The sequence below is a fragment of the Streptomyces sp. NPDC051963 genome (assembly GCF_044593495.1).
Lineage (GTDB): Bacteria > Actinomycetota > Actinomycetes > Streptomycetales > Streptomycetaceae > Streptomyces.
The window spans coordinates 706,263-728,233 of sequence record NZ_JBIUCC010000001.1 but is presented as its reverse complement, the minus strand read 5'-3'; the positions used below and the strand labels follow the sequence as shown (position 1 = coordinate 728,233).

The 21,971-nt window shown below is 70.2% G+C and carries 22 protein-coding genes and 1 pseudogene; 10 read left to right on the top strand and 13 right to left on the bottom strand.

The features are described from left to right. The first annotated feature begins 62 nt into the window (after nt 1–62). Nucleotides 63–560 (top strand): hypothetical protein, encoded by a 498-nt coding sequence (locus ACIHFB_RS03050; RefSeq protein WP_365269157.1) that lies wholly within the window; start codon nt 63–65, stop codon nt 558–560. 7 nt (nt 561–567) lie between these two features. Here the strand turns inward: ACIHFB_RS03050 and ACIHFB_RS03045 are convergent, their stop codons facing one another. Together ACIHFB_RS03045 and ACIHFB_RS03040 are read right to left on the bottom strand one after the other, a co-directional pair. After that, a complete protein-coding gene (locus ACIHFB_RS03045; protein ID WP_365269154.1) occupies nt 568–2,517 on the bottom strand; it encodes a peptidoglycan recognition family protein in 1,950 nt (649 codons plus the stop codon). Between the two features lie 241 nt (nt 2,518–2,758). Further along, nucleotides 2,759–3,898: an aminoglycoside phosphotransferase family protein gene (locus ACIHFB_RS03040; RefSeq protein ID WP_365269152.1), complete on the bottom strand. Its 1,140-nt coding sequence runs from the start codon at nt 3,896–3,898 to the stop codon at nt 2,759–2,761. A gap of 246 nt (nt 3,899–4,144) precedes the next feature. On the opposite strand from ACIHFB_RS03040, the gene ACIHFB_RS03035 reads away from it, so the two are divergent. Next, a complete protein-coding gene (locus ACIHFB_RS03035; protein ID WP_365269149.1) occupies nt 4,145–5,635 on the top strand; it encodes a hypothetical protein in 1,491 nt (496 codons plus the stop codon). An 18-nt stretch (nt 5,636–5,653) separates the two neighbouring features. Here the strand turns inward: ACIHFB_RS03035 and ACIHFB_RS03030 are convergent, their stop codons facing one another. After that, nucleotides 5,654–7,120, bottom strand: a complete 1,467-nt coding sequence (locus tag ACIHFB_RS03030) for a PP2C family protein-serine/threonine phosphatase (protein ID WP_400125007.1) — start codon at nt 7,118–7,120, stop codon at nt 5,654–5,656. A gap of 382 nt (nt 7,121–7,502) precedes the next feature. Here ACIHFB_RS03030 and ACIHFB_RS03025 point away from each other — a divergent pair, with 382 nt between their 5' ends. Continuing rightward, nucleotides 7,503–7,916 (top strand): SsgA family sporulation/cell division regulator, encoded by a 414-nt coding sequence (locus ACIHFB_RS03025; RefSeq protein ID WP_400125006.1) that lies wholly within the window; start codon nt 7,503–7,505, stop codon nt 7,914–7,916. Between the two features lie 13 nt (nt 7,917–7,929). Here the strand turns inward: ACIHFB_RS03025 and ACIHFB_RS03020 are convergent, their stop codons facing one another. The 3 genes from ACIHFB_RS03020 to ACIHFB_RS03010 form a co-directional block, all read right to left on the bottom strand. Then, the gene (locus ACIHFB_RS03020) at nt 7,930–8,949 is read right to left on the bottom strand and encodes a Gfo/Idh/MocA family protein (RefSeq protein WP_400125005.1); all 1,020 of its coding nucleotides are present in this window, start codon (nt 8,947–8,949) and stop codon (nt 7,930–7,932) included. 62 nt (nt 8,950–9,011) lie between these two features. Further along, the gene (locus tag ACIHFB_RS03015) at nt 9,012–10,106 is read right to left on the bottom strand and encodes a chemotaxis protein (RefSeq protein WP_365269139.1); all 1,095 of its coding nucleotides are present in this window, start codon (nt 10,104–10,106) and stop codon (nt 9,012–9,014) included. A 92-nt stretch (nt 10,107–10,198) separates the two neighbouring features. Next, entirely contained in the window at nt 10,199–11,773 is a 1,575-nt protein-coding gene (locus tag ACIHFB_RS03010) for an alpha/beta hydrolase (protein WP_400125004.1), read from the bottom strand. A 270-nt stretch (nt 11,774–12,043) separates the two neighbouring features. Here ACIHFB_RS03010 and ACIHFB_RS03005 point away from each other — a divergent pair, with 270 nt between their 5' ends. Beyond that, a complete protein-coding gene (locus ACIHFB_RS03005; RefSeq protein WP_400125003.1) occupies nt 12,044–12,685 on the top strand; it encodes a chaplin family protein in 642 nt (213 codons plus the stop codon). Nucleotides 12,686–12,753: 68 nt separating this feature from the next. Here the strand turns inward: ACIHFB_RS03005 and ACIHFB_RS03000 are convergent, their stop codons facing one another. Continuing rightward, nucleotides 12,754–13,239: a nucleoside deaminase gene (locus ACIHFB_RS03000; protein WP_365269131.1), complete on the bottom strand. Its 486-nt coding sequence runs from the start codon at nt 13,237–13,239 to the stop codon at nt 12,754–12,756. A 207-nt stretch (nt 13,240–13,446) separates the two neighbouring features. On the opposite strand from ACIHFB_RS03000, the gene ACIHFB_RS02995 reads away from it, so the two are divergent. After that, entirely contained in the window at nt 13,447–14,223 is a 777-nt protein-coding gene (locus ACIHFB_RS02995; RefSeq protein WP_365269128.1) for a GNAT family N-acetyltransferase, read from the top strand. Here the strand turns inward: ACIHFB_RS02995 and ACIHFB_RS02990 are convergent. The 3 genes and pseudogenes from ACIHFB_RS02990 to ACIHFB_RS02980 all read right to left on the bottom strand — a co-directional run bounded on the left by ACIHFB_RS02990 (nt 14,211) and on the right by ACIHFB_RS02980 (nt 15,047). Further along, nucleotides 14,211–14,429 (bottom strand): hypothetical protein, encoded by a 219-nt coding sequence (locus ACIHFB_RS02990; RefSeq protein WP_365271116.1) that lies wholly within the window; start codon nt 14,427–14,429, stop codon nt 14,211–14,213. The genes ACIHFB_RS02995 and ACIHFB_RS02990 overlap by 13 nt on opposite strands. 109 nt (nt 14,430–14,538) lie before the next feature. Next, nucleotides 14,539–14,703: pseudogene (locus ACIHFB_RS02985) on the bottom strand (TetR-like C-terminal domain-containing protein); the annotation flags it as partial. An 80-nt stretch (nt 14,704–14,783) separates the two neighbouring features. Then, nucleotides 14,784–15,047: a GlsB/YeaQ/YmgE family stress response membrane protein gene (locus ACIHFB_RS02980; protein ID WP_365269125.1), complete on the bottom strand. Its 264-nt coding sequence runs from the start codon at nt 15,045–15,047 to the stop codon at nt 14,784–14,786. 219 nt (nt 15,048–15,266) lie between these two features. On the opposite strand from ACIHFB_RS02980, the gene ACIHFB_RS02975 reads away from it, so the two are divergent. After that, a complete protein-coding gene (locus tag ACIHFB_RS02975) occupies nt 15,267–16,709 on the top strand; it encodes a hydrolase (protein ID WP_365269123.1) in 1,443 nt (480 codons plus the stop codon). Between the two features lie 73 nt (nt 16,710–16,782). On the opposite strand, the gene ACIHFB_RS02970 is transcribed toward ACIHFB_RS02975, so the two are convergent. After that, complete coding sequence (locus tag ACIHFB_RS02970; protein WP_365269120.1) at nt 16,783–17,394, bottom strand: hypothetical protein; 612 nt, start codon at nt 17,392–17,394, stop codon at nt 16,783–16,785. 192 nt (nt 17,395–17,586) lie between these two features. Here ACIHFB_RS02970 and ACIHFB_RS02965 point away from each other — a divergent pair, with 192 nt between their 5' ends. Continuing rightward, nucleotides 17,587–18,381, top strand: coding sequence for a metalloregulator ArsR/SmtB family transcription factor (locus ACIHFB_RS02965; RefSeq protein ID WP_365269117.1), 795 nt, complete (start codon nt 17,587–17,589; stop codon nt 18,379–18,381). A gap of 66 nt (nt 18,382–18,447) precedes the next feature. On the opposite strand, the gene ACIHFB_RS02960 is transcribed toward ACIHFB_RS02965, so the two are convergent. Next, a complete protein-coding gene (locus ACIHFB_RS02960; protein WP_365269114.1) occupies nt 18,448–18,888 on the bottom strand; it encodes an SPW repeat protein in 441 nt (146 codons plus the stop codon). A gap of 89 nt (nt 18,889–18,977) precedes the next feature. Next, nucleotides 18,978–19,901, bottom strand: coding sequence for a LysR family transcriptional regulator (locus ACIHFB_RS02955; RefSeq protein WP_400125002.1), 924 nt, complete (start codon nt 19,899–19,901; stop codon nt 18,978–18,980). Nucleotides 19,902–20,038: 137 nt separating this feature from the next. On the opposite strand from ACIHFB_RS02955, the gene ACIHFB_RS02950 reads away from it, so the two are divergent. The 3 genes from ACIHFB_RS02950 to ssuE all read left to right on the top strand — a co-directional run bounded on the left by ACIHFB_RS02950 (nt 20,039) and on the right by ssuE (nt 21,969). Beyond that, complete coding sequence (locus tag ACIHFB_RS02950) at nt 20,039–20,122, top strand: putative leader peptide (RefSeq protein WP_353693630.1); 84 nt, start codon at nt 20,039–20,041, stop codon at nt 20,120–20,122. A gap of 116 nt (nt 20,123–20,238) precedes the next feature. Beyond that, nucleotides 20,239–21,360 (top strand): dimethylsulfone monooxygenase SfnG, encoded by a 1,122-nt coding sequence (gene sfnG, locus ACIHFB_RS02945; protein ID WP_365269109.1) that lies wholly within the window; start codon nt 20,239–20,241, stop codon nt 21,358–21,360. A gap of 54 nt (nt 21,361–21,414) precedes the next feature. After that, nucleotides 21,415–21,969, top strand: a complete 555-nt coding sequence (gene ssuE, locus ACIHFB_RS02940; RefSeq protein ID WP_400125001.1) for an NADPH-dependent FMN reductase — start codon at nt 21,415–21,417, stop codon at nt 21,967–21,969. Nucleotides 21,970–21,971: the final 2 nt, after the last annotated feature.

Genomic DNA, 21,971 nt, shown 5'->3' with positions numbered 1-21,971 from the left:
CCACCGCAACCGCCCTCGGCCCAGCACCCACCGACCCGCCCCGGCCACGTACCATTGGCGGCATGTCGTTCCTCCGCCGCCGCAGCGCCACCCCCGCCGGGCCCGACTTCGACGTACTGGCCATGGACCCGGGCGACTGGCCCGGCAATCTGGGCGCGGGCCTGCTGCCCGCCCCCGACGGCACCTGCCAGGGCGTCTTCCTTCGGTACGACCTGTTCGGCGGCCGCGGTCCGGCGATGATCATCGGCAATCTGCCGGAGGGTTCCCCGGCCCGCGAGGTCACCGAGGGCGAGATCCCCTTCGAGGTGGCGCAGCTGCTGCTGGCCCTGGAGAACGAGGAAGAGGTGACCGTCGTCGGCGTCGACGACGTGCCCGTCATGCAGGGCGACAACCTGCTGATCGTGCGCCGCCTCAAGCTCTCCGAGAGCCGGATCTCCTGTGTCCAGTTCGACCGCAGCGACAAGGTCCTGGTCACCATCGCCGCCTGGGACCGACCCATCACCGACGACCTGTACGCCCTGCTGAAACCGCTGCCCGCGGAGCTGTTCCAGCAGGGCTGACCCCGGCCTACTCGGACGACACCGCGCGCACGTCCGCCGCTCGCACGAACGCCACCCGGTGGCCGAACTGGATCTCGTAGTACGCGTCCTTCCCGGCCACCACCTTGTGCGAGTCCGTCGCGAAGGTGACCGCGTAGTAGTACTCGCCCGGCACCTTGCCACCCGCCACGTACTTCTGCCCGGCGAGCAGTTTGTACGGCAGTGGCGACACCTCCTGCACGGGCACGTCCGCCGGGTACGCCGCCGCCTCCGGGTAGGCGCGCCCGTACACGGGAATCTCCGCCAGCCCCTCCTTGGGAGTGATGACGAGACCGGAGGCCTTCACGGCCGTCGGCTGCTTCTTCGGGTTCTCGAACCAGGCCTTCTGACCCAGGTACCAGATCGCCGTCCAGTCGCCCTGCCGGCCCGCGACCGCGTACTGCTGGCCGGTGGAGGCCCGTGAACCGATGTCGTTGACGTCGATCGTCGAGTCGGCGCCCGAGGGACGCAGACCGATGTCCTTGATCAGGGCGGAGGTTTCGTCGGGCTGGGTGTACAGCCGGACCGCGCTGGAGCCATGGGCCGCGCAGGGCTCGCCCTGCGCCGTGCAGCCCGTGTAGACGGGCCGGTGGGCGGCGTATTCGGGCAGGATCGTCACCAGGGAGCCGTCGGCCCGCGCGGTGTGCGCGAACGGGCGGCCGAGCAGGGTGAAGTAGTGCGCCCAGTCCCAGTAGGGGCCCGGGTCCGTGTGCATGCCGGGGATCGTCGACGTGGTCGGACCCGGCACGGTGTCGTGGCCGAGGATGTGCTGACGGTCCAGCGGGATGCCGTACTTGTCGGCGAGGTACTTCACCAGACGGGCCGACGTCCGGTACATGGCCTCCGTGTACCAGGCGTCCGGGTTGGCCAGGAAGCCCTCGTGCTCCAGGCCGATCGACTTGGAGTTGACGTACCAGTTGCCGGCGTGCCAGCCGACGTCCTTGGCCTTGAGGTGCTGGGCGATGTGGCCGTCGGTGGAGCGCAGGGTGTAGTTCCACGACACATAGGTCGGGTCCTGCACCAGGTCGAGGACACCTTCCCAGGCGCCCTCCGTGTCGTGGACGACGATGTAGTCGATGCTCTGTGAGGCGGGCCGGTCGCCGAGGTCGTGGTTGCCGTAGTCGCCCTCGCCGACCTCCTCGTACGGAGCCGGGATCCACTCGCAGGACACCGTCGTGGGGCATTCGGTGCCCTCGGCCGAGACCGTACGCAGCCCTGCCTGCGCGAGCTGCCCGGTCTCGGGGGCGAGGCCCGGTCGGGCGGCCAGGGTGACCAGTTGCCCGGTGTCCGTGGTGCGCTTCTCGCCGGTGCGGAGCACGTCGTACACGTCGTTCGCGTAAGCCGCCGCCGTCGTGCCGTCGTCGGCGGACGAGAAGCGGGCCACCGCTGCGTACCAGTCCGCCGGGTCGTCGCTGAGCGGCCGGCCCAGGTCCTGCTGGGCGGCGGCCAGCAGCGCGGCACCGCCCGCCACGTTGGCGGCCGGGTCCGTGCGCAGGTCCTCGGCCGGACGCCCCGTCAGCTTCGCCGCCTTCGTCAGCGTCGTGAGGCGGGCGGGGAGTTCGGTGGTCGCCGGTACGTCGGTTTCGGGCAGCAGCGGCTTGCGGGCGCCGTCGCCGCGGGCGTCCTCGGTGCCCTCGCTGTGGTGCGGGGCGGCGGCCAGCGCGGTACGGGCGTCGGTGAGGTGCATCGGGCCGTAGCCGCCGGTCACGCTCGGCGCACCGCCGTGCGTGTCCCAGCGGGACTGGAGGTAGGAGACGCCGAGGAGCACGCTCTGCGGGACGTGGTACTCGGCGGCTGCGGCGGCGAACGCCTGCTGGAGCCCGTCTGCCGGTTTCTCGGACGGTGCCGCGCCGAGGAGCGGCAGCAGCAGGGCCGCGGACGCCACTGCCTGAGCGGCTCTGCGGTGGCCTCGGTGGGGGGCGGTGGCGGATCCTGGCAAAGCAGCCTCCTGGGACGGTCGAGCGCGATGAGCCGTGCGGGGCCGGGTGTGCGTCTGTGCTACCGGTCGGCCGACGATCCGTCAATCATGCCCAGAGGGAGGTGTTTTATCGCGTAATCGTAGAGTGTGGGGCGTTTCGTTGCGGCGGTGTGCCAGGGCGCGTCGGCGCTCAGCGGCCCCCGCGCACACGAAGGTCCGCAGTACGCCGCTGTGGCGGGCGTACCGCGGACCGCCGTCCCCGTCAGCGAGTGCCGACCGCCGCGCGCACAGCCCGACGGGCCAGCTGGCAGTCGTCGTGCAGCCGCCTGAGCAGCAGCCGCTGTTCCTCGCCGGACGGCGCAGCACCCGGGTGGGCCACTCCCGGTGCCGCCGGGGTCACGTCGTGCATCGAACGCTGCACGGCCGTCTCGTAGGTACGGATCTCACGCGTCAGCACGAGCATCAGGTTCACCAGGAACGCGTCCCGCGAAGCAGGTCCCGCCGACTGTGCGATCTGGCTGATCTGCCGCCGGGCCACCGGTGCGTCCCCGAGCACCGACCACAGCGTCGCCAGGTCGTACCCGGGCAGGTACCAGCCCGCGTGCTCCCAGTCCACCAGCACTGGACCGGCCGGTGACAGGAGGATGTTCGACAGCAGTGCGTCGCCGTGACAGAACTGGCCCATGCCCTGGCGTCCCGCCGAATGCGCGATGCCGTGCACCAGCTTCTGCAGATCCCCCATGTCCCGGTCGGTGAGCAGACCCAGCTCGTGGTACCGGGAGATGCGGGCCGCATAGTCCAGCGGGGCGTCGAAGGTCCCCGTGGGCGGGCGCCAGGCGTTCAGCCGGCAGATCGCGCCGAGCGCCGCCCTGATGTCGGCACGCGGCGGCGCCTCGGCCGGGTGGCGCTGGAGAGCCGCCACCCGTCCCGGCATCCGCTCGATCACGAGCGTGCAGCTGTCCGGGTCCGCCGCGATCAGCCGGGGCACCCGCACGGGCGGGCGGTGCCGGACGAACGAGCGGTATGCAGCTATCTCGTGCCGAAGCCGCTCGGCCCACGCAGGGGAGTGGTCGAGTAAGCACTTCGCGACGGCCGTGCTGCGCCCTGTCGTCCCGACGAGGAGGACGGAGCGCCCGCTGCGGCGCAGGACCTGGACCGGAGCGAACTCCGGGCAGATGCGATGCACCGACGCGACCGCCGTACGCAGCTGCGTGCCCTGAGGGCCGGACAAGTCGAGTCTCCCGCTGAGCGGTTGGGTGCCGAGCCCCGCGGCACGCGGCGGCCGACCCGCTCCGAGCCGGGAGGGCGCGGGACGCGCGGGGTCGAGGTAGGGGCCGCTGCCCGCAGTGCGGGGGCGCAGCGACCGGGGCGGGGCGGACACGGAGGACGATGCTGCGTACATGGGCGAAACAGATCCCTTCGTGTGCCTGCGACGACGTTGCGCTACCCGGCCCGGCCCCCTTGGGTACACCCTGGGGAATGTGCCCGATGTCTACGACTGGCGACCGGGTCGGGGTGGCGCGTTCCTACCTGACACCCGATGCCCAGTGGCACACCATCTGGCGCACCCTGGCGAACCGTGGCGAATAGTCGCCCGGCAACTCTCACCGGGCTACTGTCAACTCAGCCGAGAACCTGGGGGCTTGACGTGAGCGGAGAACCCAACACTCGCCTAGCGGATCTGTTCGGCCTGGCCGGCTGGTCCAAAGGTGAACTCGCGAGGCTGGTCAACCGGCAGGCGGCGGCCATGGGCCACCCACAGCTGTCGACCGACACCTCACGGGTGCGGCGTTGGATCGACGTGGGAGAGATCCCGCGCGATCCCGTGCCGCGGGTGCTGGCGGCCCTGTTCACAGAGCGTCTCGGCCGTGTCGTGACCATCGAGGACCTCGGTCTGGTCCGGCACGGGCGTACGGGGAAACGGCAGAGCGGCGGGAGCGTGGAGCATCCCGACGGTGTGCCGTGGGCGCCCGAACGGACTGCCGCGGTCCTCACCGAATTCACGGGAATGGACCTCATGCTCAACCGACGCGGCTTGGTGGGCGCGGGTGCCGCGCTCGCCGCGGGATCAGCACTCAGCAGCGCCATGCACGATTGGCTGCACACCGATCCGACCCTCTCGGCCGACGCTCCCGACCTCGACAATCCCCTGCACGCCGACCCCGCTGGGTTCGACCGCTATGAGGCCGCCCCCATCGGGTCGCAGGAGATCGAGGAACTGGAGCGCTCGGTCGAGGTGTTCCGAGCCTGGGACGCGGCCCGCGGTGGCGGGTTGCAACGCAAGGCCGTCGTGGGTCAACTCAACGAAGTGGGCGGCATGCTCGCCTACCGTCACCCCGAACATCTCCAGCGACGCCTGTGGGGCGTCGCCGCCAACCTCGCCGTACTCGCAGGCTGGATGTCGCACGACGTCGGCCTGGAGCCAACGGCCCAGAAGTACTTCGTCATCGCCGCCCATGCGGCCCGTGAGGGCGGCGACCGGCCCCGCGCCGGGGAGGCGCTCTCCCGAGCGGCTCGCCAGATGGTGCATCTGGGCCGGCCCGACGACGCACTCGACCTGATGAAGCTCGCCAAGTCCGGTTCCGGCGAAGAGGTGTTGCCGCGCACCCGGGCGATGCTCTACACCATCGAGGCCTGGGCACAGGCGTCGATGGGCAAGGGGCAGGCGATGCGCCGCACCCTCGGACAGGCGGAGGACCTCTTCGTCTCCGACCGGAGCGACGTGCCGTCGCCGAGCTGGATGCAGATGTTCAAGGAGGAGGACCTGTACGGCATGCAGGCCCTGGCCTACCGCACGCTGGCCGAACACGAGCCGGGTGCGGCCGCGCACGCCCAGCACTACGCGGAGAAGGCCCTGGCCCTGCGGATCGACGGGCGGCAGCGGTCGAAGATCTTCGACTATCTGTCCATGGCCTCCGCCTGCTTCATCTCGGACGACCCCGAACAGGCCGACAGGTACGCGCGGTTGGCCCTGATGTCGATGGGATCCAACTCCTCCCATCGCACCTGGGACCGGCTGCGCCAGATGTACCGGCTCACCGCCGAGTACTCCAGTTATCCGAGGATCAGCGAACTGCGGGAGGAGATCAAGCTCGCGCTGCCGAAGCCGGCGCGGGGCGGCAACAGCGCACGGGCATAGGGCGTCTGTGCCGCTGGTTCAGTCCGCCACCCGGGCGATGAGCACGCAGGCGTCGTCCTCGCGCTCGAACTCGCCCAACTCCTCCAGGACCGTCCGTACGCAGTCCTGTGCGGTGCGCGCCTCGCGGAAGCGGGGGGCCAGGTCGAGAAGCCGGTGCACGGCCTCCCCTCCTCCCCCACTCTCGGCTTCGCTCGAGCGGGGGGACCCCCATCGCCTGGGCACAAGCCCGTCCGTGTGCAGCAGGAGCAGGTCGCCCGCCTGAAGGGTCTCTTCGGCCTGTTCATAGGCGGCGCCCGAGGTCGCGCCGAGCAGGACGCCGTCCGGTGCGTCGAGTGTGCGCCCCGTCCCGTTGCGGAACAGCAGCGGGGCGGGGTGCCCTGCTTGTGCCCACGCCAGCTTGCGGGTCGCGGGCTGGTAGCGGCAGCAGACGGCGCTGCCCAGGGCCGGCTGCACGGTGGCGTCGAGCAACTGGTTGAGCCAGGACATCAGCTGTCCGGGCTCGGTGCCCGCCATCGCCATCCCGCGCAGCGCGCCCAGCAGCATCGCCATGCCCGATGTCACGGCGACGCCGTGTCCGGTCAGGTCGCCCACGCTCAACAGCGTGTCGCCGTCGGCCAGTTGGAGCGCGTCGTACCAGTCGCCGCCGATCAGTGCGCTCGTCGACGACGGAAGATAGTGGGCGGCGAGGTCCAGGCTCTCGGCGCCCTGGTGCGGGAGCCGCAGGGAACCGCGCCACGGCGGCAGCACGGCCTCCTGCAGCTCGACCGCCAGCCGGTGCTCGGTCTGCGCGCGCTGCCGCTGGCGTTGCAGCGAGTCACGGGTCTCGCTCACCGTCCGCTGGTTGCGCCGCAGTTCGCTGACGTCGCGCAGTACGGCCCACATCGAGGCGGTGCTGCCGTCGGCGTCGAGCACGGGCTCGCCCATCATGTGCACGGTCCGTATGCCGCCGTCCGGACGTACGATGCGGAACTCCCCGTCGATGGGTTTCGCGTCGACGAGGCAGTCGGTGACCATCGCCGTCAGCCTCGGCCGGTCCTCGTCGAACACCAGGGACGGCAGCTCGTCGAGGGTGAGCGGGGGAGCGGCGGGGTCACGGCCCAGGATCTGGAAGAGCTCACCGGACCAACTGGCCTCGTCCGTCAGGAGGTTCCACTCCGCGCTGCCGACCCGGCTCAGCAGCGAGCCGTGCCGGGGAGCGGGCGGCACGGCACGCACTGCGGACACGGGCTCGGGTGCCATGGTGACGGGCGGCGGGCCCTCCCGCAGCTGGGCCAAGTGGGCGTCCAGATCGTTGAGTTGGTGCAGTGCCAGGTCGTACAGGGCACGCTGCCACCGCTCCTGCGGATCCGATCCCTCGCTCCGGGCATCCCGCCGTACGGCGTCCACGTCACCCTTGAGCCGTCGCGTCTGCGATATGAGCGCGTCGACCGAGCCGCGTCCGGGCGGCTGGGCGGCTGGGCGGTCCGCAGAGAGATGGGACGGCATCAGGCACTCCGAGGGGGACGGTACGACCAAGGCGGACGGAGGGACCGTTACGACTGTGGCACAGCCCGCGACGCCCTGTAAGGGATTCGGCAACACACGATACGGTGGTGCTCCCGGCATATGCCACAGTCTTCAGGGCGTGAGTCCGCGGTGTAAATGGTGTACGTCGCCGAGGGGGCAAGTCGTAGGTGGCGTACGCGACTTGACCGAGTGACGGCGGGCTCCGGGCCGACTTTCAGGTGCGTGTTCGACGTGCACTTGTTCGCGTGATGCAGGTCACACCAACTTGTTCGGCGTTTTGCGTAATGCAAAGGGCACTTGCGGGGTCGTAAGAGCACACCGGCACAACAGGCCGACCTCTCACCCGCAGTGGAGACCGACCATGGACATCAGTCTCGAGCAGCCCGCCCGCGCCCATCTGATCACGGCCGAGGAGCAGGAGCTGCCCGTGCCCGCCACGCTCCGTTACATCTCCGCCGACCCGTTGGCCGTGCACATCGACTTCCCGCCCGAGGCCGCCCTCGACGGCGAGCAGGTCACCTGGACCTTCGGCCGCGCGCTGCTCGAGGCCGGTCTGCGCGGCCCGGCGGGCACCGGCGACGTGCACATCTGGCCCTGCGGAGGGGGCCGGACGATCATGGAGTTCCACTCGCCGTACGGACTGGCCCTGCTTCAGTTCGACACCCCCGCCCTGCGCCGCTTCCTGCTGCGCACGTTCGCCGTGGTCGCGCCGGGGCAGGAGGACGTCGGCGCAGCCGTGGAGGCCGGCCTGAACTCCCTTTTCGGGAGCGTCTGAGTGCGGCACCGCGTCAGTGGCCGGCGTACAGGTCCGGGCGCGGGGCGAGGTCCACGGCGACCCGGACGCCGGTTTCCAGCGCGCGGACCCCGGCTTCGGCGACCACTGAGGCCGCGTAGCCGTCCCAGGCCGCGGGACCGGTGACCCGTCCCTGTCGGGTGGCGTCGACCCAGGACTGCACCTCGCGGTCGTAGGCGTCCGCGAACCGTACGACGTAGTCCTGCGCCACCTCCTCGCGGGCGCCGCCGTCGGCCGTGACGAGCATGGTGTGCCCCTCGCCGATCCGGGCGCTGCCCCGTTCGCAGACGGCCTCGCAGCGCACCTGGTAGCCGAACCCGCAGTTGACGAAGACCTCCACGTCGACGACGGCGCCACGCTCGGTCTCGAAGAGCACGAACTGCGGATCCAGCAGGCCCTCGGGAGCGCCGGCGGAGGACTGCGGACGCAGCACGGTCACCGCGGTCAGCTCCTGCCCGAGCAGCCAGCGGGCCGCGTCGATCTCGTGCGACACGGAGCTGTTGATCAGCATCGCGGAGGTGAAGCCGGGCGGCGAGGACACGTTGCGGTGCGTGCAGTGCAGCATCAGCGGGCGCCCCAGCCGCCCGGCGTCCAGCAGCGACTTGAGCTGCCGGTACTCGGCGTCGTACCGCCGCATGAACCCGATCTGGGCCAGCCGCCGCCCGAGTCGTGCCTCCGTCTCCACCACGCGGAGAGCGCCCGTGGAGTCGGGCACCATGGGCTTCTCGCACAGCACCGGAAGCCCGCGCGCGAACGCGGCGAGCAGCGCCTCCTCGTGGGCCGGCCCGGGCGAGGCGATCAGTACGGCCTCGACGCCGGGCGCATCGAGCGCGGCGGCCGGCTCGGCGTGTACCGCGACTCCCTCGATCCCGGCCACCGCCTCCTTGGCCCGCGTGGTGTCGGGGTCGGCCACGGCGGCGACGCGCGCTCCGCTCACCACCTGGTCGAGCCGACGTATGTGGTCGGCCCCCATGTGTCCGGCACCCAGTACCGCAACGCCCAACAGGTCACCCACGTGCGCACTCCCTTGTCGCCGGCTGTCTCCGGCGAAGGGTAGACGGGGGAAGCGCCCGACCGTCAGTAGCGCAGCACTCCCGCGATCCCGTCGGCGTCGGCCAGGGTGCCGTCCGGTACGAAGCGGACCTCGGCGCCGGTCTCCAGGCACTGCTCGACGATCTCGTCCACGATGTCCTCGCGGGCGTCGAGGTCACCGCTCTCGGCCGGGATCAGGTGGTCGCCGTCGTCCCGGACCGTCGCCCGGTAGTTCTCCTCGACGGCGAGCAGTCGCACCCGTGCCTCGCGGGCGCTCTGCCAGACCTCGTCCAGGCCGGCCGCGAACGCCCGCCGCCCGCGCGCCGATTCGAGTTCCCGGGCCACTTGGTCCGTGCTCTTGCGGTCCTCGGCGGCCACCAGCGGCCGTACCGCCTGCCAGACGGCGTCGGGCGTGCCGTGCGCGAGTCCGCCGTGCGGGATGTGCACCGCGTCCTTGGTGACACTGCCGACCTCGTCCAGCGCGGACAGTGCCGCCTGCTCACCGGTGATGTACAGCGGCCGCAGGTCATCCCGGAGGATCTTGCCCAGCGTGGTGTCGGCGTCGCGCAGGAAGTGGCGGGTGCCCTCGTCGCGGAAGGTGCTCGGCAGATCGCCGATCCGCTCCTGGCGCTCGGCGTCGAAGTTGTCGAAGGACCGGGTCAGCGGGAAGCCGCCGGCGCGGACCTCGGCGACCCGGTCGGTGCCGCCGTTCCACAGCGTGACGCGATCGGCGGAGACCGACAGCACCCAGAACGGGCGCTCGGCGGCCTGCGCGGAGACGAGGTTCCTGGTCAGGAAGGTGTCCGCCAGCACCACCCGCTCGGGCACCGGACGACCGAGCGACCACACCTGGTGCTCACCCGGCGCAGCGAAGATCACCAGGCCGTCCTCGGCGTGCGTGAGGTCGACCTCGGCAAGGGCCTGGTCGAGCTGTCGTTCGACGTCGGTGCGCCGGTCCCGGGTGACCGCGGGATCGGACTCCAACTGCTTCTTGGCCTCGGCCACGACATTGCGCAGCCGTACCGGATCCTGGGCGTTCTCCGGCTCGCGGCGGTGCGTGGGCGTCAGCACGGACACCGCCGGATACGGGCGCGGACGGCGTAGTTCGGTGAGGGTCGCGGGGCTGAGTGCGTGCTCCATAACAGCACGATAGGCCCGATTGTCCGATGGGGCACTTGGGGTAACTAATTTGCGCATTGGGGGGAATTCATCACCGGTGTGCGGCACGGCGTTCAGTCCTCGTCGTGCTCGGAGCCGCAGGAGCTGCCGCTCGCGGGCAGAGAGCCGTACAGGAGGAAGTCGTCGACCTTCTTGTGCACACACTTGGAGGCGGAGTACCCGGTGTGTCCCTCGCCCTTGTTGTCGAGCACGACGGCCGAGGAGCCGAGTCGTTTCGCGGTCTCCGTGGTCCAGCGGTACGGCGTCGCCGGGTCGCCGCGGGTGCCGACGAGGAGCATCTTCGGGGTGTCGACGTCACGCACTTCCTTCCGGATGAAGTCGGTGCCCTTGGGGCGGCCGTAGCACATCAGCACCTCGGTGAGGCGGTAGTCGCCGAAGACCGGTGAGGCCTTCTCGTACTGGGTGCGCAGCCGGTCGAGGTTCTTCGTGATCCAGTCGGCGGTCGGGCGGTCCGGGTCGTCCGCGCAGTTGATCGCCAGCAACGCGGCCTGAAGGTTGTCGTAGGGGACGTCCTCCTCGTCGACGAGGCCGCCGTCGCCGTCCCGGGCGAGGCCGCCGCCGCTGAGGGCGAGGAGGCCGTGCGGGTCGCCGTTCTCGACGAGCGAGGCGATGGCGCGTTCCAGCGTGGGCCACATGTCCCTGCTGTAGAGGGCCTGGCTGAGGGCGGCGACGAGGTCCTGCCCGGTGAAGTTGTCGCCGAAGTCGGTCGGCACCGGGTCGTCGTCCAGCGATTCGACGAGGTCCACGACATGTTCGCGGGCCATGCGCGAATCGGTCCCGAGGGGACAGGCGACGTCGTCCTCGGCGCACCATGCGACGAAGTCGTCGAGCGCGTTCTGCTGGCCCTCGGACCCCACGTACGCCTGTTTGGTCAGCGGCTCCGTGAGGGTGTCCACGCCGTCCAGCACCAACCGGCCGACCTTCTTCGGGAACTGTGTCGCGTACACGGCGCCGAGCCGGGTTCCGTAGGAGAAACCGAGGTAGTTGAGCTTCTTGTCGCCGATGGCCTGGCGTATGACGTCCAGGTCGCGGGAGGCGTTCACGGTCCCTATGTGGGGGAGCACGGGTCCGGAGTGCTTCACGCACAGGGCGGCCGCCCGCCGCAACTGCTTGAGGAGAGTCTGCGGGTCCTCGGTGATGTCCGTGTCCGTGTTCATCGCCTCGGAGGCCTGCTCGGAGCCGTCGCCGCAGCTGACCGGCGAGGATCTGCCGACACCGCGGGGGTCGAAGGTCACCACGTCATAGCCATCGGTGAGGTCCATGAAGTCGTCGCCACCGAAGGCGAGTTGGGGGACGCCCGCGCCGCCCGGGCCGCCGAAGTTCAGCACCACCGAGCCGCGTGACTTGCCCGTGGCCTTGTAGCGGGCGAGGGCCAGGTCGAGCGTGCCCGACTTCGGCTTCGCGTAGTTGAGCGGGACGGTGACCTTGCCGCACTGGAGATCCTTCGGCATCGACTCGCCGTCGCACTTCGCCCACGCGACCTTCTGCCGGTAGAACCGCGTGAGGTCGGGGTCGCCGGTGTCGGGTGCGGTCCCTGTCGGCAGCCCTGCCGCCAGCACGGCCAGTCCGACCGCACCGGTGAGCGCGGAGCGCCGGACCGTGAGGCGCGTCGTCAGCTTGGCCAGCATCCATGCCTCCAGGGCGCCTGCCGTGGACCGGGAATCGGCGCCTCAGCTCACGATAGGCGGCCCCCGGAACCGACGCCTCCGGGCGAGCGGGACTGCACGGAGTGCCCTACCCTCCGGCCGCCCTCGGTGAATGGGACGGTTTTGCCGCCAGTTCGATAATTGTGCCGCTCGATGGGGTGAAAGGCCGATAAGCCATAACTCGGATGGTTCGCCTGCGTTTTATCCGGTGCGGGTGAGTGCCCGCGACCATGTCTGGAAGGCAGGGAACCTATGAAACGGGTTACCCGAAACGGTGTGATCGCCGTCGCCGCCGCATCTGGCGCGATGGCTTTGGCAGCGCCTGTGCACGCCGACTCCGCGGCCGAGGGTGCCGCATCCGGTTCGCCCGGGCTGATCTCCGGCAACATCATCCAGCTCCCGGTGCACGTCCCGGTGAACGTGTGCGGGAACACCGTGAACGTGGTGGGGCTCTTCAATCCGGCGGCGGGCAATGAGTGCGCCAACAAGAGCGAGGGCACGAAGCGGGGCGGCAAGCCCGGCGGCGCCACGGCGGAGAGCCGCGGAAAGGATTCGCCGGGTGTGTTGTCCGGGAACGGTGTGCAGCTCCCGGTGCATGTCCCGGTGAACGTCAGCGGCAACAGCGTGAATGTGGTCGGCGTCGGCAACCCGGCCACCGGCAACGAGTCGGAGAACACCTCCGAGGGCCGGCCCGACCGCCCCTCGACGCGGCCGGCACCCAAGCCGGTCAAGCCGTCCGAGCCCCGCGCCCGCTCCCAGGCGGCCCCGCCCACGGTGGCGGCCCTCGCCGACACGGGATCGGACGGAATGCTCCCCGCGGTCGCGGGCAGCGCGGCTCTGCTGCTGGGCGGAGCCGTCCTGTACCGGCGTTTCCGCGTGAAGGCGGCACTCTGACCGGGTCCTCCCGGTGACGGACGGCCCCACCGCACCCGTGATCGGTGGGGCCCCGTCCTGGTACGGCCTCAGCCGCGCCCGCGATGGAAGCGCCGGTGCAACTCCCGGACCTCCTGGGTCAGTTCGGGCACCGGGCCGTCCACCACCACGCCGGGCGCCACCTCGTTGACCGGCAGGGGCAGCACCGGTGGCGCGGGTACGTCCAACTCGGCCAGCCACGACGTCAGTTGCTCGGACGAGGCGACGTACACGATGCGGCCGAGGCCCACCCAGGCGTGCGCGGCCGCGCACATCGGGCAGTGCTCGCCGGATGTGTACACGGTGGCGGCCGCCCGCTCCTGAGGTGTCATACGGTCCGCGGCCCAGCGTGCCAGCTCGAACTCGGGGTGCCGTGTGCGGTCGCCGGAGGCCACCCGGTTGTGGTCCTCGGCGACCGCCGTCCCGCCCGCGTCCACCAGGACCGAGCCGAACGGCTCGTCACCGGCCCGAAGCGCCTCGGCCGCCAGCTCCACACAGCGACGCAGATACGGCAGCTCGGTGTCCTTCACGACCATGGCGTACGGCCCTTCCGTGAGGTGATCTTCACAACGCAGACTACGTTCGACCGCGCGCGGCCGGAAAGGCCTGCCCGTGGCCGAGCATCACGATCGGCGATGTGTCCCGCCGCACCGCGGTGCCCACACGACGCCACATCGACGCTTCCGCGGTATTTGAGTGGTAAAGCGGTTGCCACGCGGGGATCCCGGTGCTGGAGTGAGCACATGGATCACGTCGGTGTGCTTGCCCTCTTCGACCGGGACATGCGTGAAGGCGCACAGCCGGACACTCCCGACTCCAGGGTCGAGCGTGCCGGGCGCGTGGTGCGCCAGGTGTCCTCCGCGCAGGGCTGGAACGGCGTCGTGTGGTCCGACCTGGACGAGGCGAGCGCGGACGCGGCGATCGCCGAGCAGATCGCCTACTTCTCGGGACTCGGCCGCGAGTTCGAGTGGAAGCTCTACGGCCACGACCTGCCCGTCGATCTCGGACAGCGGCTCAGGGACGCCGGGTTCACCGCCCAGCCGGAGGAGACGCTGATGATCGGCGAGGTCGCCGATCTGAGCCTCGACGCCGAGCCGCCCGAGGGCATCCGCATCCTTCCCGTGACCGACCGGGCCGGCGTCGACCTCGTGGCCGACGTGCACGAGAAGGCGTTCGGCACCGACGGCTCCCGGATGCGGCACCAACTGCTCGCCCGGCTCACGGACGACCCCGAATCGGTCGCCGCCGTCGTCGCCCTCGCCGGTGACACGCCGGTCAGCGCGGCCCGTATGGAGATGGCGCCGGGCAACCGGTTCGCCGGCCTGTGGGGTGGTGGCACGGTCGAGGAGTGGCGCGGCCGCGGCATCTACCGTGCGCTGGTCGCCCACCGGGCGCGGGCCGCCGTGGCCCGCGGGTACCGGTATCTCCAGGTCGACGCCATGAGCCAGAGCCGCCCGATCCTCGAACGGCTCGGCTTCCAGCCGCTGACCACCACCACGCCGTACGTCTACGTGCCGTAGCGCGCCGCGCCGGTCAGGCCAAGTCCGAACGCGTCCGCCAGCGAGTCCATCCGGGCCGTGAGCAGGGTGCCGCCGTCATGCCCCATGCCGCCGAACTGGCCGGACACCTCCAGCCCGACCACCCCGTGCAGGTGCGACCAGGCCGGCCCGGCGGTCGACTGCGGGCGAGTGCCGGCCCGCCCATCCCGCGACCGGGGTGTCCGCATCGGCCCAGCTCTGCATCCGCGTCACCACCGGCCGCACCGCAGCCGAGGGCTCGGCCCCGTCGAAGGCGGGCAGGAACGGCGCGAGCACCGTCCGTGCGCTGTCGACCGTCTCCGGGGGCGCGGTGTGCCCGGGCACGGGCGTGACCTGGATCAGCAGACAGCGGTGCGGCTGCTCGACCGCCCAGTCCCGGCACACCGTCGCCAGGGCCCGGTGATGCGCCGCGTCCTGCGGCGGGGGCCGTCGCGCGTGCCGCGCCGTGGCCGAGCGCGTCATGGCCGCGTGGGGACGCGGCTGCTCGCGCCTCACGAAGCAGCCGCGGCCCCACGCTGGTTGTCCCTGCCGCGATCCCATGCTCAGCGGCGGACCTTCGTCCGGTCCAGGGCGGCCACACCGACCGCGGCCAGGCCGATCTGGATGAGCCACTCGATCCAGTCGACGCCGTCCGTGTCGGCGACGTCGAAGCCGTTGGCGATCGCCGAGCCGAGCAGAGCGGCCGCGATGCCGACGAGGATCGTCCACAGGATTCCGATGCGCTGACGTCCGGGGACGACGAGCCGCCCCAGGACACCAATGACGATGCCGATGATGATGGCGCTGATGATGCCTGAGATCTCCATCTCCGCCCCTCTTTGTCGTGACCCCCGCTGCTGAGCAAGTGCCCGCTGGAGCCGGAGACAGTCCGTTCCGGTGAGTGGCGCGCAAGTTTTCTGTTCACGGCCCGGTCATGCCATGTACCTTTCAAGCGTGCCACGCGCGTAGAACGATCGGTGATGGTTCTACGCGCGCAGATTCAGCCCCCGCACTGCCTCTTCCCACCCCACACGGAGGTTCGCCGGATGCTTGGATCCAGAAGATTCCGCCGCAGATGCACAGCGGCCCTGGCCGGTCTCGGACTGCTCGTCACGGGCGTGGCACTCCAGACCGCCACCAGCGCCACCCCCGCCCGCGCGGCGACCCCGCACCGCGTCCTGTTCGACAACGCCCATGCCGAGACGGCCGGGAACGCCGACTGGATCGTCTCCACCAGCCAGCCGGACCCGCTCGGCCAGGACTCCACCCCGTCCGCCGAGACGGACTGGACGGGCGCCCTGTCCGCCTGGGGCGTCGCCCTCCAGCGCACGGGCGACTACAGCCTCAAGACACTGCCGTCCGGCGGCGCCCTCAGCTACGGCGGCTCGTCGACGACCGACCTGACCAACTTCGACACCCTGGTCCTGCCGGAGCCCAACACGTTGTTCACCAGCGCGGAAAAGACCGCGATCATGAATTTCGTGAAGAACGGCGGCGGTCTGTTCATGATCTCCGACCACACCGGCGCCGACCGCAACAACGACGGCGAGGACGCGGTCGAGATCCTCAACGACCTGATGACCAACAACAGCGTCGACTCCACCGACCCGTTCGGCTTCTCCGTCGACGTGCTCAACGTCTCCTCCGGCTACCCGGCGGCCATCAGCGACAGCGCCGACCCGGTCCTGCACGGCTCCTTCGGCAACGTCACCCGGAGCCTGATCGCCAGCGGCACGACCGCCACGCTCCGGCCCGCGAACAACCCGAACGTCAAGGGCCTGCTCTACCGCTCCGGTTACTCCGGGAACACCGGAGCCTTCTTCGCGACCAGCACCTTCGGCAGCGGGCGCGTCGCCTTCTGGGGGGACACCTCGCCCGCCGACGACGGCACCGGCCAGTCCGGCAACACCCTGTACGACGGCTGGAACGACTCCGGCGCCACCAATGCGGCCCTCGCCCTGAACGCCACCGAATGGCTCTCCGGCGGGAGCGGTGACGGCGGCGGCGACACACCCACCTGCACCAATGCCCAGCTGTTCGGCAACACCGGCTTCGAGTCCGGCGCCACCACCTGGACGACCACGAGCGGTGTCATCACCAACTCCACCGGCAAGGCCGCGCGTTCCGGCTCCTACTACGCCTGGCTGAACGGCAACGGCGCGGCGTCCACCGACACCCTCGCCCAGACGGTGACCATCCCGTCCGGCTGCTCCGCGACCCTGAGCTTCTACCTGCACATCGACACCGCGGAGACCACGACCAGCACCGCCTACGACACCCTGAAGGTCCAGGTCCTGAACGGCTCCGGCACGGTCCTCGGCACCCCGGCGACGTACTCGAACCTCAACGCCGCCACCGGCTACACCCAGCGCAGCATCAGCCTCAGCGGCTATGCCGGTCAGACCGTCACGGTCAGGTTCACCGGCACCGAGGGTTCCATCCTCCAGACGTCGTTCGTCGTCGACGACACGGCGCTCACGGTGAGTTGAGCCCTGCGGCGGCTTCGCCGGCGGCTTCCCCACTAGCCCGCCGGCGATCCGTCCGCCATCCCGTGGCGCCCCGTCACGGCGCGACCCGCGACGCCAGCTGACCGTCCGGCTGCAGGGTGACGTGCAGGCCGTTGTTCTGGCCGTGTGCGGCATGTCCCTCGGCTACAAGGGTGTCGATCTTCGTGGCGCCGGCGAATATGTCGGCTTCGTAGTGGCCGGCCGCGAGCTTGTACACCTTCGCCGTCGAAGTCCCGTCCGCCGGCGTCGCGTCGGCGACCAGGACACGCTTGGCGACGGGCTTCGGCTCGGCCCGCTCGACCGAGGAGGTGACCTTGCCGTTCGGGTGGAGCGTGACGTGGAGGCCGTTGTTCTCAGCGTGCGCGGGCGGGGCCGCCTTGCCGTTGGTGTAGAGGGTCGCGTACTTGACGCCCTTGGCCCATATCTCCGCCTCGTAGCGGTACTTGCCGGTCGTGTAGACCTTCGCCGTGGAGACCTTGTCCGCGAGCCGCACCGTCTTCACGTGGATGCGCTGCGTCTTGGAGGGGGCTTCGGTCGCATGCGCGGCGGGTGCGGCCTTGCCGGTCCCCGACGCGGGGAGGGCGATGGCCCCGGCTGCCGAGACGCCCAGCGCGGCGGTGACACCGGCGGCGACGAGGGCGGTGCGCAGAGTACGGGGAGAACGCATCAGAGAGCTGTCCTTCGGTGGTGGTTCGGGATTCCGGGAAGTGGCACCACCCCGTGGGCGGCGCGTGTTCGACGCTACGGACCGCACATCAAGGGCTTCCATACGTCGTGTAACAGTCATCCAGCGCATAGCGGACGAAATCCTCAAAATGCCCACCTTGACATGCAGGTAATTGCCTGCATAACTTTGAGTGTGCGATCAGAGAGCGACTCAACGAGGGACCGGGTCTTCAAGGCGCTGGCCGACGAGACCCGTAGGCGGCTGCTGGACCGGCTGCACGAGGACAACGGGCTCACGCTCGGCGAGCTGTGCGAACACATCGACATGGCGCGCCAGTCGGTGACCCAGCATCTGGCCGTCCTGGAGGCCGTGAACCTGATCAGCACCGTGCGGCGGGGCCGGGAGAAGCTGCACTACCTCAACCCCGTGCCGCTCCACGAGATCCAGGAGCGGTGGATCGACAAGTTCGAGCGCCCGCGCCTGCGTGCGCTCGGCGACCTGAAGCGACGAGCCGAGGAAGCCATGACAGACAAGCCGACCTACGTCTACGTCATCTACATCGAGAGCACCCCGGACAAGGTCTGGGAGGCGCTCACCGACGCCGACCTGACCGCCGCCTACTGGGGCCACCGCAACGAGTCGTCGGACTGGCGGACCGGCTCCCGATGGGCCCACGTCCGCACCGACGGCTCAGGCATCGCCGACGTCGTCGGCACCGTCGTCGAGAGCGACCGCCCGCACCGCCTGGTCACCAGCTGGGGTGACCCGCAGAAGGAGGGGCAGGAGGACACGTACTCCCGGGTCACCTTCGACATCCAGCCGCACGCCGACATCGTCCGGCTCACCGTGACCCACGAGGACCTCGCCGACGAGGGCGAGCTGGCCGATGTCTCGTCCGGCTGGCCGGCGGTGCTGTCCAACCTCAAGTCCCTCCTGGAGACCGGCAGCCCGCTGCCGCAGGAGCCGTGGTCGGTGCCCGGCCGGTGAGGGGGAGCGGAAGGCCGGTCCGCGCGCCGCGGACCGGCCGGGTGTTCGTCCCTTCCGCTGTGATCCCTACGGCTTGGGGGCGCTCTTCGCCGCCGTACCGGCGCACATCAGCCCCAGGATCACGGCCAGGGCGCCGATGATGATGTTGTTGAGCACCACTCCGGCGTCCGGGCTTTCGCCGACGATCCACGACGAGACGATCATCCAGACGCCCAGCCCGCAGAAGGCCCAGCTCAGGCCGTACATGCGTTCCGGAGCGCGGGTGAATCCGAGAGCCAGCAGCCCTATCGCGATCCCGATGACCAGGTTGTGCGGCACGAGGTCGGGCTGGCTGGTCGTGTAGTGGAGTATCCACGGGGATACTGCGCAGTACAGACCGAGCAGGAACACCGGTCCGTCCAGGAGCGTCACATCGCGACCGCCGAGCATACGGGCGTAGCGATCCCGCATTTCGGACACATCGGGGTGGCTGGTCATGTCACCTCTGGTGGGCGAGACGTTGGCCATAACTCGTCTCCTTTGACTAGCAGGCCTGACCGCGTCTGGTGCGGTATGCGGTAAGCGCCGCGTACGTCCATTCTGCTCTTATTTCTTCTTTATGTGTAGTGGTCCGAGCTGCGTCCGCCCACCGTCCGGGCGCGTGCCACGAAGGCGTCGTGGAGGTCCCGCACCCCTTGCGGCACGGGCTCGGCCCGGCGCCGCTGGAGCATGAGCAGTACCCGGATCGCGCCGCCGGCGAGCGGACGATGAGTGATCGCCCCGCACCGCTGAAGGGGATCGCCGATCACGCTGAAGTCCGGCAGCACGGTCACGCCGAGCCCTTCGGCGACCATCAGCTTGCCCATCTCGGCGCCGTCCGTGGAGTACGACACCGACGGCATCCGGCCCTCCAGCAGCCGGTGGAGGTAGCGGTGCATGACGTAGCCGGAGCGCATCGCGATCAGCGGTACGTCGAGCAGGTCCGCCACCGACACGGCGGTGCGTGCCGCGAGGGGACTGTCCGGCCGTAGACACACCACGGGACGGCCGCTGAGCAGCTCGGTGCTCTCCAGTTCGGCGGGCGTGTCGTCGCCCTCCAGATGGTTGACCAGGCCGAGATCGAAACCTCCCTCCAGCAGGGCCCGGTGGATGTCCGTCTGCTGGGCGCCGACCACCTCGACCTGGGTGAGCGGATGCGCCGCGCGGAACGCGCGCACCGTCGGGATCAGCAGGGGCACGGTCGCCGCGTTGACCGTGCCGACGCGCACCATGCGGCTGATGCGGTGCTGCTCGCCCGCCGCGGCCCGCAACCGGTCCACCGCGTCCAGCACATTGACGATGTGCGGCAGCAGCTCCCGGCCCTCCGCGCTCATCGTCGCCCCGGACCGCTTGCGCTCCAGGAGATCCACTCCCAGCTCGCGCTCCAGATTCCGCACGGTCTCGCTCAACGCGGGCTGGGAGAGCCGTAGTTCCTCCGCCGCCCGGCGCAGTGAACCGAGTCGGGTGACCGCGGTGATGTATTCCAGCTGTTCTGTGCGCACGGCAGCAGAATGCGCGCGATTTCCCGGCGCGTTCAAGGGTTTCCCTGTCACACGTTCGTGAAATTCAATGGTCCGCGATTCGAGACCGGTCGGGTTTACCTTGACGGCCTCGACGGGCGGCTGCCACGATCGAAGGCATGATGATGCGACTGGACCTCACGCGGCGACGCCATGTCGACCTCGCACGGGTTTCCAGCGCCTCCTGTTGCGCCGCGGCCTGATCCTCTTCGCCGATCCGCCGCAGTTTTCGCGCCTCCCGCAACTCCGCTCCTTCCGGGGCCGAGTGCTGTTGTGGCGTACCCGAAAACCTCGCGCCATTCCGTAACAGGAGTTCCGCATGTCCGCAGCACCCGTGAAATTCGCCTATTGGGTCCCCAACGTCAGTGGGGGACTGGTCACCAGCACCATCGAGCAGCGCACCGACTGGGGATACGAGTACAACCGCGAACTCGCCGTCCTCGCCGAGAACAACGGCTTCGACTACGCGCTCAGCCAGGTCCGCTACATGGCCAGCTACGGCGCCGAGTACCAGCACGAGTCGACCAGCTTCAGCCTGGCCCTGCTGCTCGCCACGCAGCGCCTGAAGGTCATCGCCGCCGTCCACCCGGGCCTGTGGCACCCGGGCGTCCTCGCCAAACTCGGCGCCACCGCCGACCACTTGTCCCACGGCCGCTTCGCGGTCAACGTCGTCAGCGGCTGGTTCAAGGGCGAGTTCACCGCGCTCGGCGAGCCCTGGCTGGAGCACGACGAACGCTACCGGCGCTCCGAGGAGTTCATCCGCGCCCTGCGCCAGATCTGGACCGAGGACCACACCCAACTCGCCGGGGACTTCTACCGGTTGCGGGACTTCTCCCTGAAGCCGAAACCCCTCAACACCCCCGAGCGCCCGCACCCGGAGATCTTCCAGGGCGGCAACTCCACGGCCGCCCGCCGGATGGCCGGTCGGGTCTCCGACTGGTACTTCTCCAACGGCAAGGACTTCGACGGGGTCGTCGAGCAGCTCGCGGACGTACGGCACGCCGCTGCCGAAGCGGGCCGTACGGCGCCGAAGTTCGGCCTCAACGGGTTCCTCATCGCCCGTGACACCGAGGCCGAGGCCCACGAGACCCTGCGGGAGATCGTCGCGAAGGCCGACAGCGAGGCCGTCGAGGGCTTCGGGGCGGCTGTGAAGCAGGCGGGGCGGTCCACCGCGGACGGCAAGGGCATGTGGCAGGACTCCGGCTTCGAGGACCTGATCCAGTACAACGACGGCTTCCGGACCGGGCTCATCGGCACCCCGGAGCAGATCGCCGAGCGGATCGTCGCCTACAAGCGGCTCGGCGTCGATCTGCTCCTCCTCGGCTTCCTGCACTACCACGAGGAGGTCGAGTACTTCGGTCGGCGCGTGCTGCCCCTCGTCCGCGAGCTCGAAGCCCAACTGCCGGACAACGAGGCCGAGTCCGTCCACGCCCACGCCTGACCCCACCCTCGCCTGACTCCACCCCGCCGCTCTTCGAAATTCGAAAGAGGACCCATGGCCACCGTCCTGTCCGTCTCCGGCAGCCCCTCCGCCTCCTCCCGCACCAAGAGCCTGCTGCGTCACCTCGACGACCGGCTCACGGCGCAGGGCCACGACGTCGTCCCGCTCGACGTCCGAAATCTCCCCGCCGAGGCCCTGCTCCGCGCGGACTTCCGGCACCCGGCGATCGTCGAGGCCACCGAGCTGTTCGCCCGCGCGGACGGCGTGGTCGTCGGCACGCCGGTCTACAAGGCGTCGTACTCCGGAATCCTGAAAGCGCTCCTCGATCTGCTCCCGCAGTACGCCCTGGCGGGCAAGACCGTGCTGCCGCTCGCGACCGGTGGCACCACCGCGCACGTTCTGGCCATCGACTACGCGCTCCGCCCGGTGCTCAGCTCCATGGGCGCGGGCCACATAGTGCAGGGCTGGTTCACATTGGACAAGGACATCACCGTGCACGACGACGGTTCCCTCACCGTCGCGCCCCCCGCGACCGACGCGCTCGCCCAGGTGGTCGACCAGTTCTCGGCGGCCCTGGGCAGCACCCCGCTGCTGGCCGCGGCGAGCTGAGC

Bases quoted from the DNA above. Each gene is read 5' to 3' on its own strand.
- ACIHFB_RS02995 (WP_365269128.1), top strand. From the start codon at position 13,447: ATGGATCACGTCGGTGTGCTTGCCCTCTTCGACCGGGACATGCGTGAA.
- ACIHFB_RS02990 (WP_365271116.1), bottom strand. From the start codon at position 14,429: ATGCGGACACCCCGGTCGCGGGATGGGCGGGCCGGCACTCGCCCGCAG.
- ACIHFB_RS02960 (WP_365269114.1), bottom strand. From the start codon at position 18,888: ATGGCCAACGTCTCGCCCACCAGAGGTGACATGACCAGCCACCCCGAT.
- ACIHFB_RS03005 (WP_400125003.1), top strand. From the start codon at position 12,044: ATGAAACGGGTTACCCGAAACGGTGTGATCGCCGTCGCCGCCGCATCT.
- sfnG (WP_365269109.1), top strand. From the start codon at position 20,239: ATGTCCGCAGCACCCGTGAAATTCGCCTATTGGGTCCCCAACGTCAGT.
- ACIHFB_RS02975 (WP_365269123.1), top strand. From the start codon at position 15,267: ATGCTTGGATCCAGAAGATTCCGCCGCAGATGCACAGCGGCCCTGGCC.
- ACIHFB_RS03030 (WP_400125007.1), bottom strand. From the start codon at position 7,120: ATGCCGTCCCATCTCTCTGCGGACCGCCCAGCCGCCCAGCCGCCCGGA.
- ACIHFB_RS02950 (WP_353693630.1), top strand. From the start codon at position 20,039: ATGATGATGCGACTGGACCTCACGCGGCGACGCCATGTCGACCTCGCA.
- ssuE (WP_400125001.1), top strand. From the start codon at position 21,415: ATGGCCACCGTCCTGTCCGTCTCCGGCAGCCCCTCCGCCTCCTCCCGC.
- ACIHFB_RS03000 (WP_365269131.1), bottom strand. From the start codon at position 13,239: ATGGTCGTGAAGGACACCGAGCTGCCGTATCTGCGTCGCTGTGTGGAG.
- ACIHFB_RS03010 (WP_400125004.1), bottom strand. From the start codon at position 11,773: ATGCTGGCCAAGCTGACGACGCGCCTCACGGTCCGGCGCTCCGCGCTC.
- ACIHFB_RS03025 (WP_400125006.1), top strand. From the start codon at position 7,503: ATGGACATCAGTCTCGAGCAGCCCGCCCGCGCCCATCTGATCACGGCC.
- ACIHFB_RS03050 (WP_365269157.1), top strand. From the start codon at position 63: ATGTCGTTCCTCCGCCGCCGCAGCGCCACCCCCGCCGGGCCCGACTTC.
- ACIHFB_RS02980 (WP_365269125.1), bottom strand. From the start codon at position 15,047: ATGGAGATCTCAGGCATCATCAGCGCCATCATCATCGGCATCGTCATT.
- ACIHFB_RS03015 (WP_365269139.1), bottom strand. From the start codon at position 10,106: ATGGAGCACGCACTCAGCCCCGCGACCCTCACCGAACTACGCCGTCCG.
- ACIHFB_RS03040 (WP_365269152.1), bottom strand. From the start codon at position 3,898: ATGTACGCAGCATCGTCCTCCGTGTCCGCCCCGCCCCGGTCGCTGCGC.
- ACIHFB_RS02970 (WP_365269120.1), bottom strand. From the start codon at position 17,394: ATGCGTTCTCCCCGTACTCTGCGCACCGCCCTCGTCGCCGCCGGTGTC.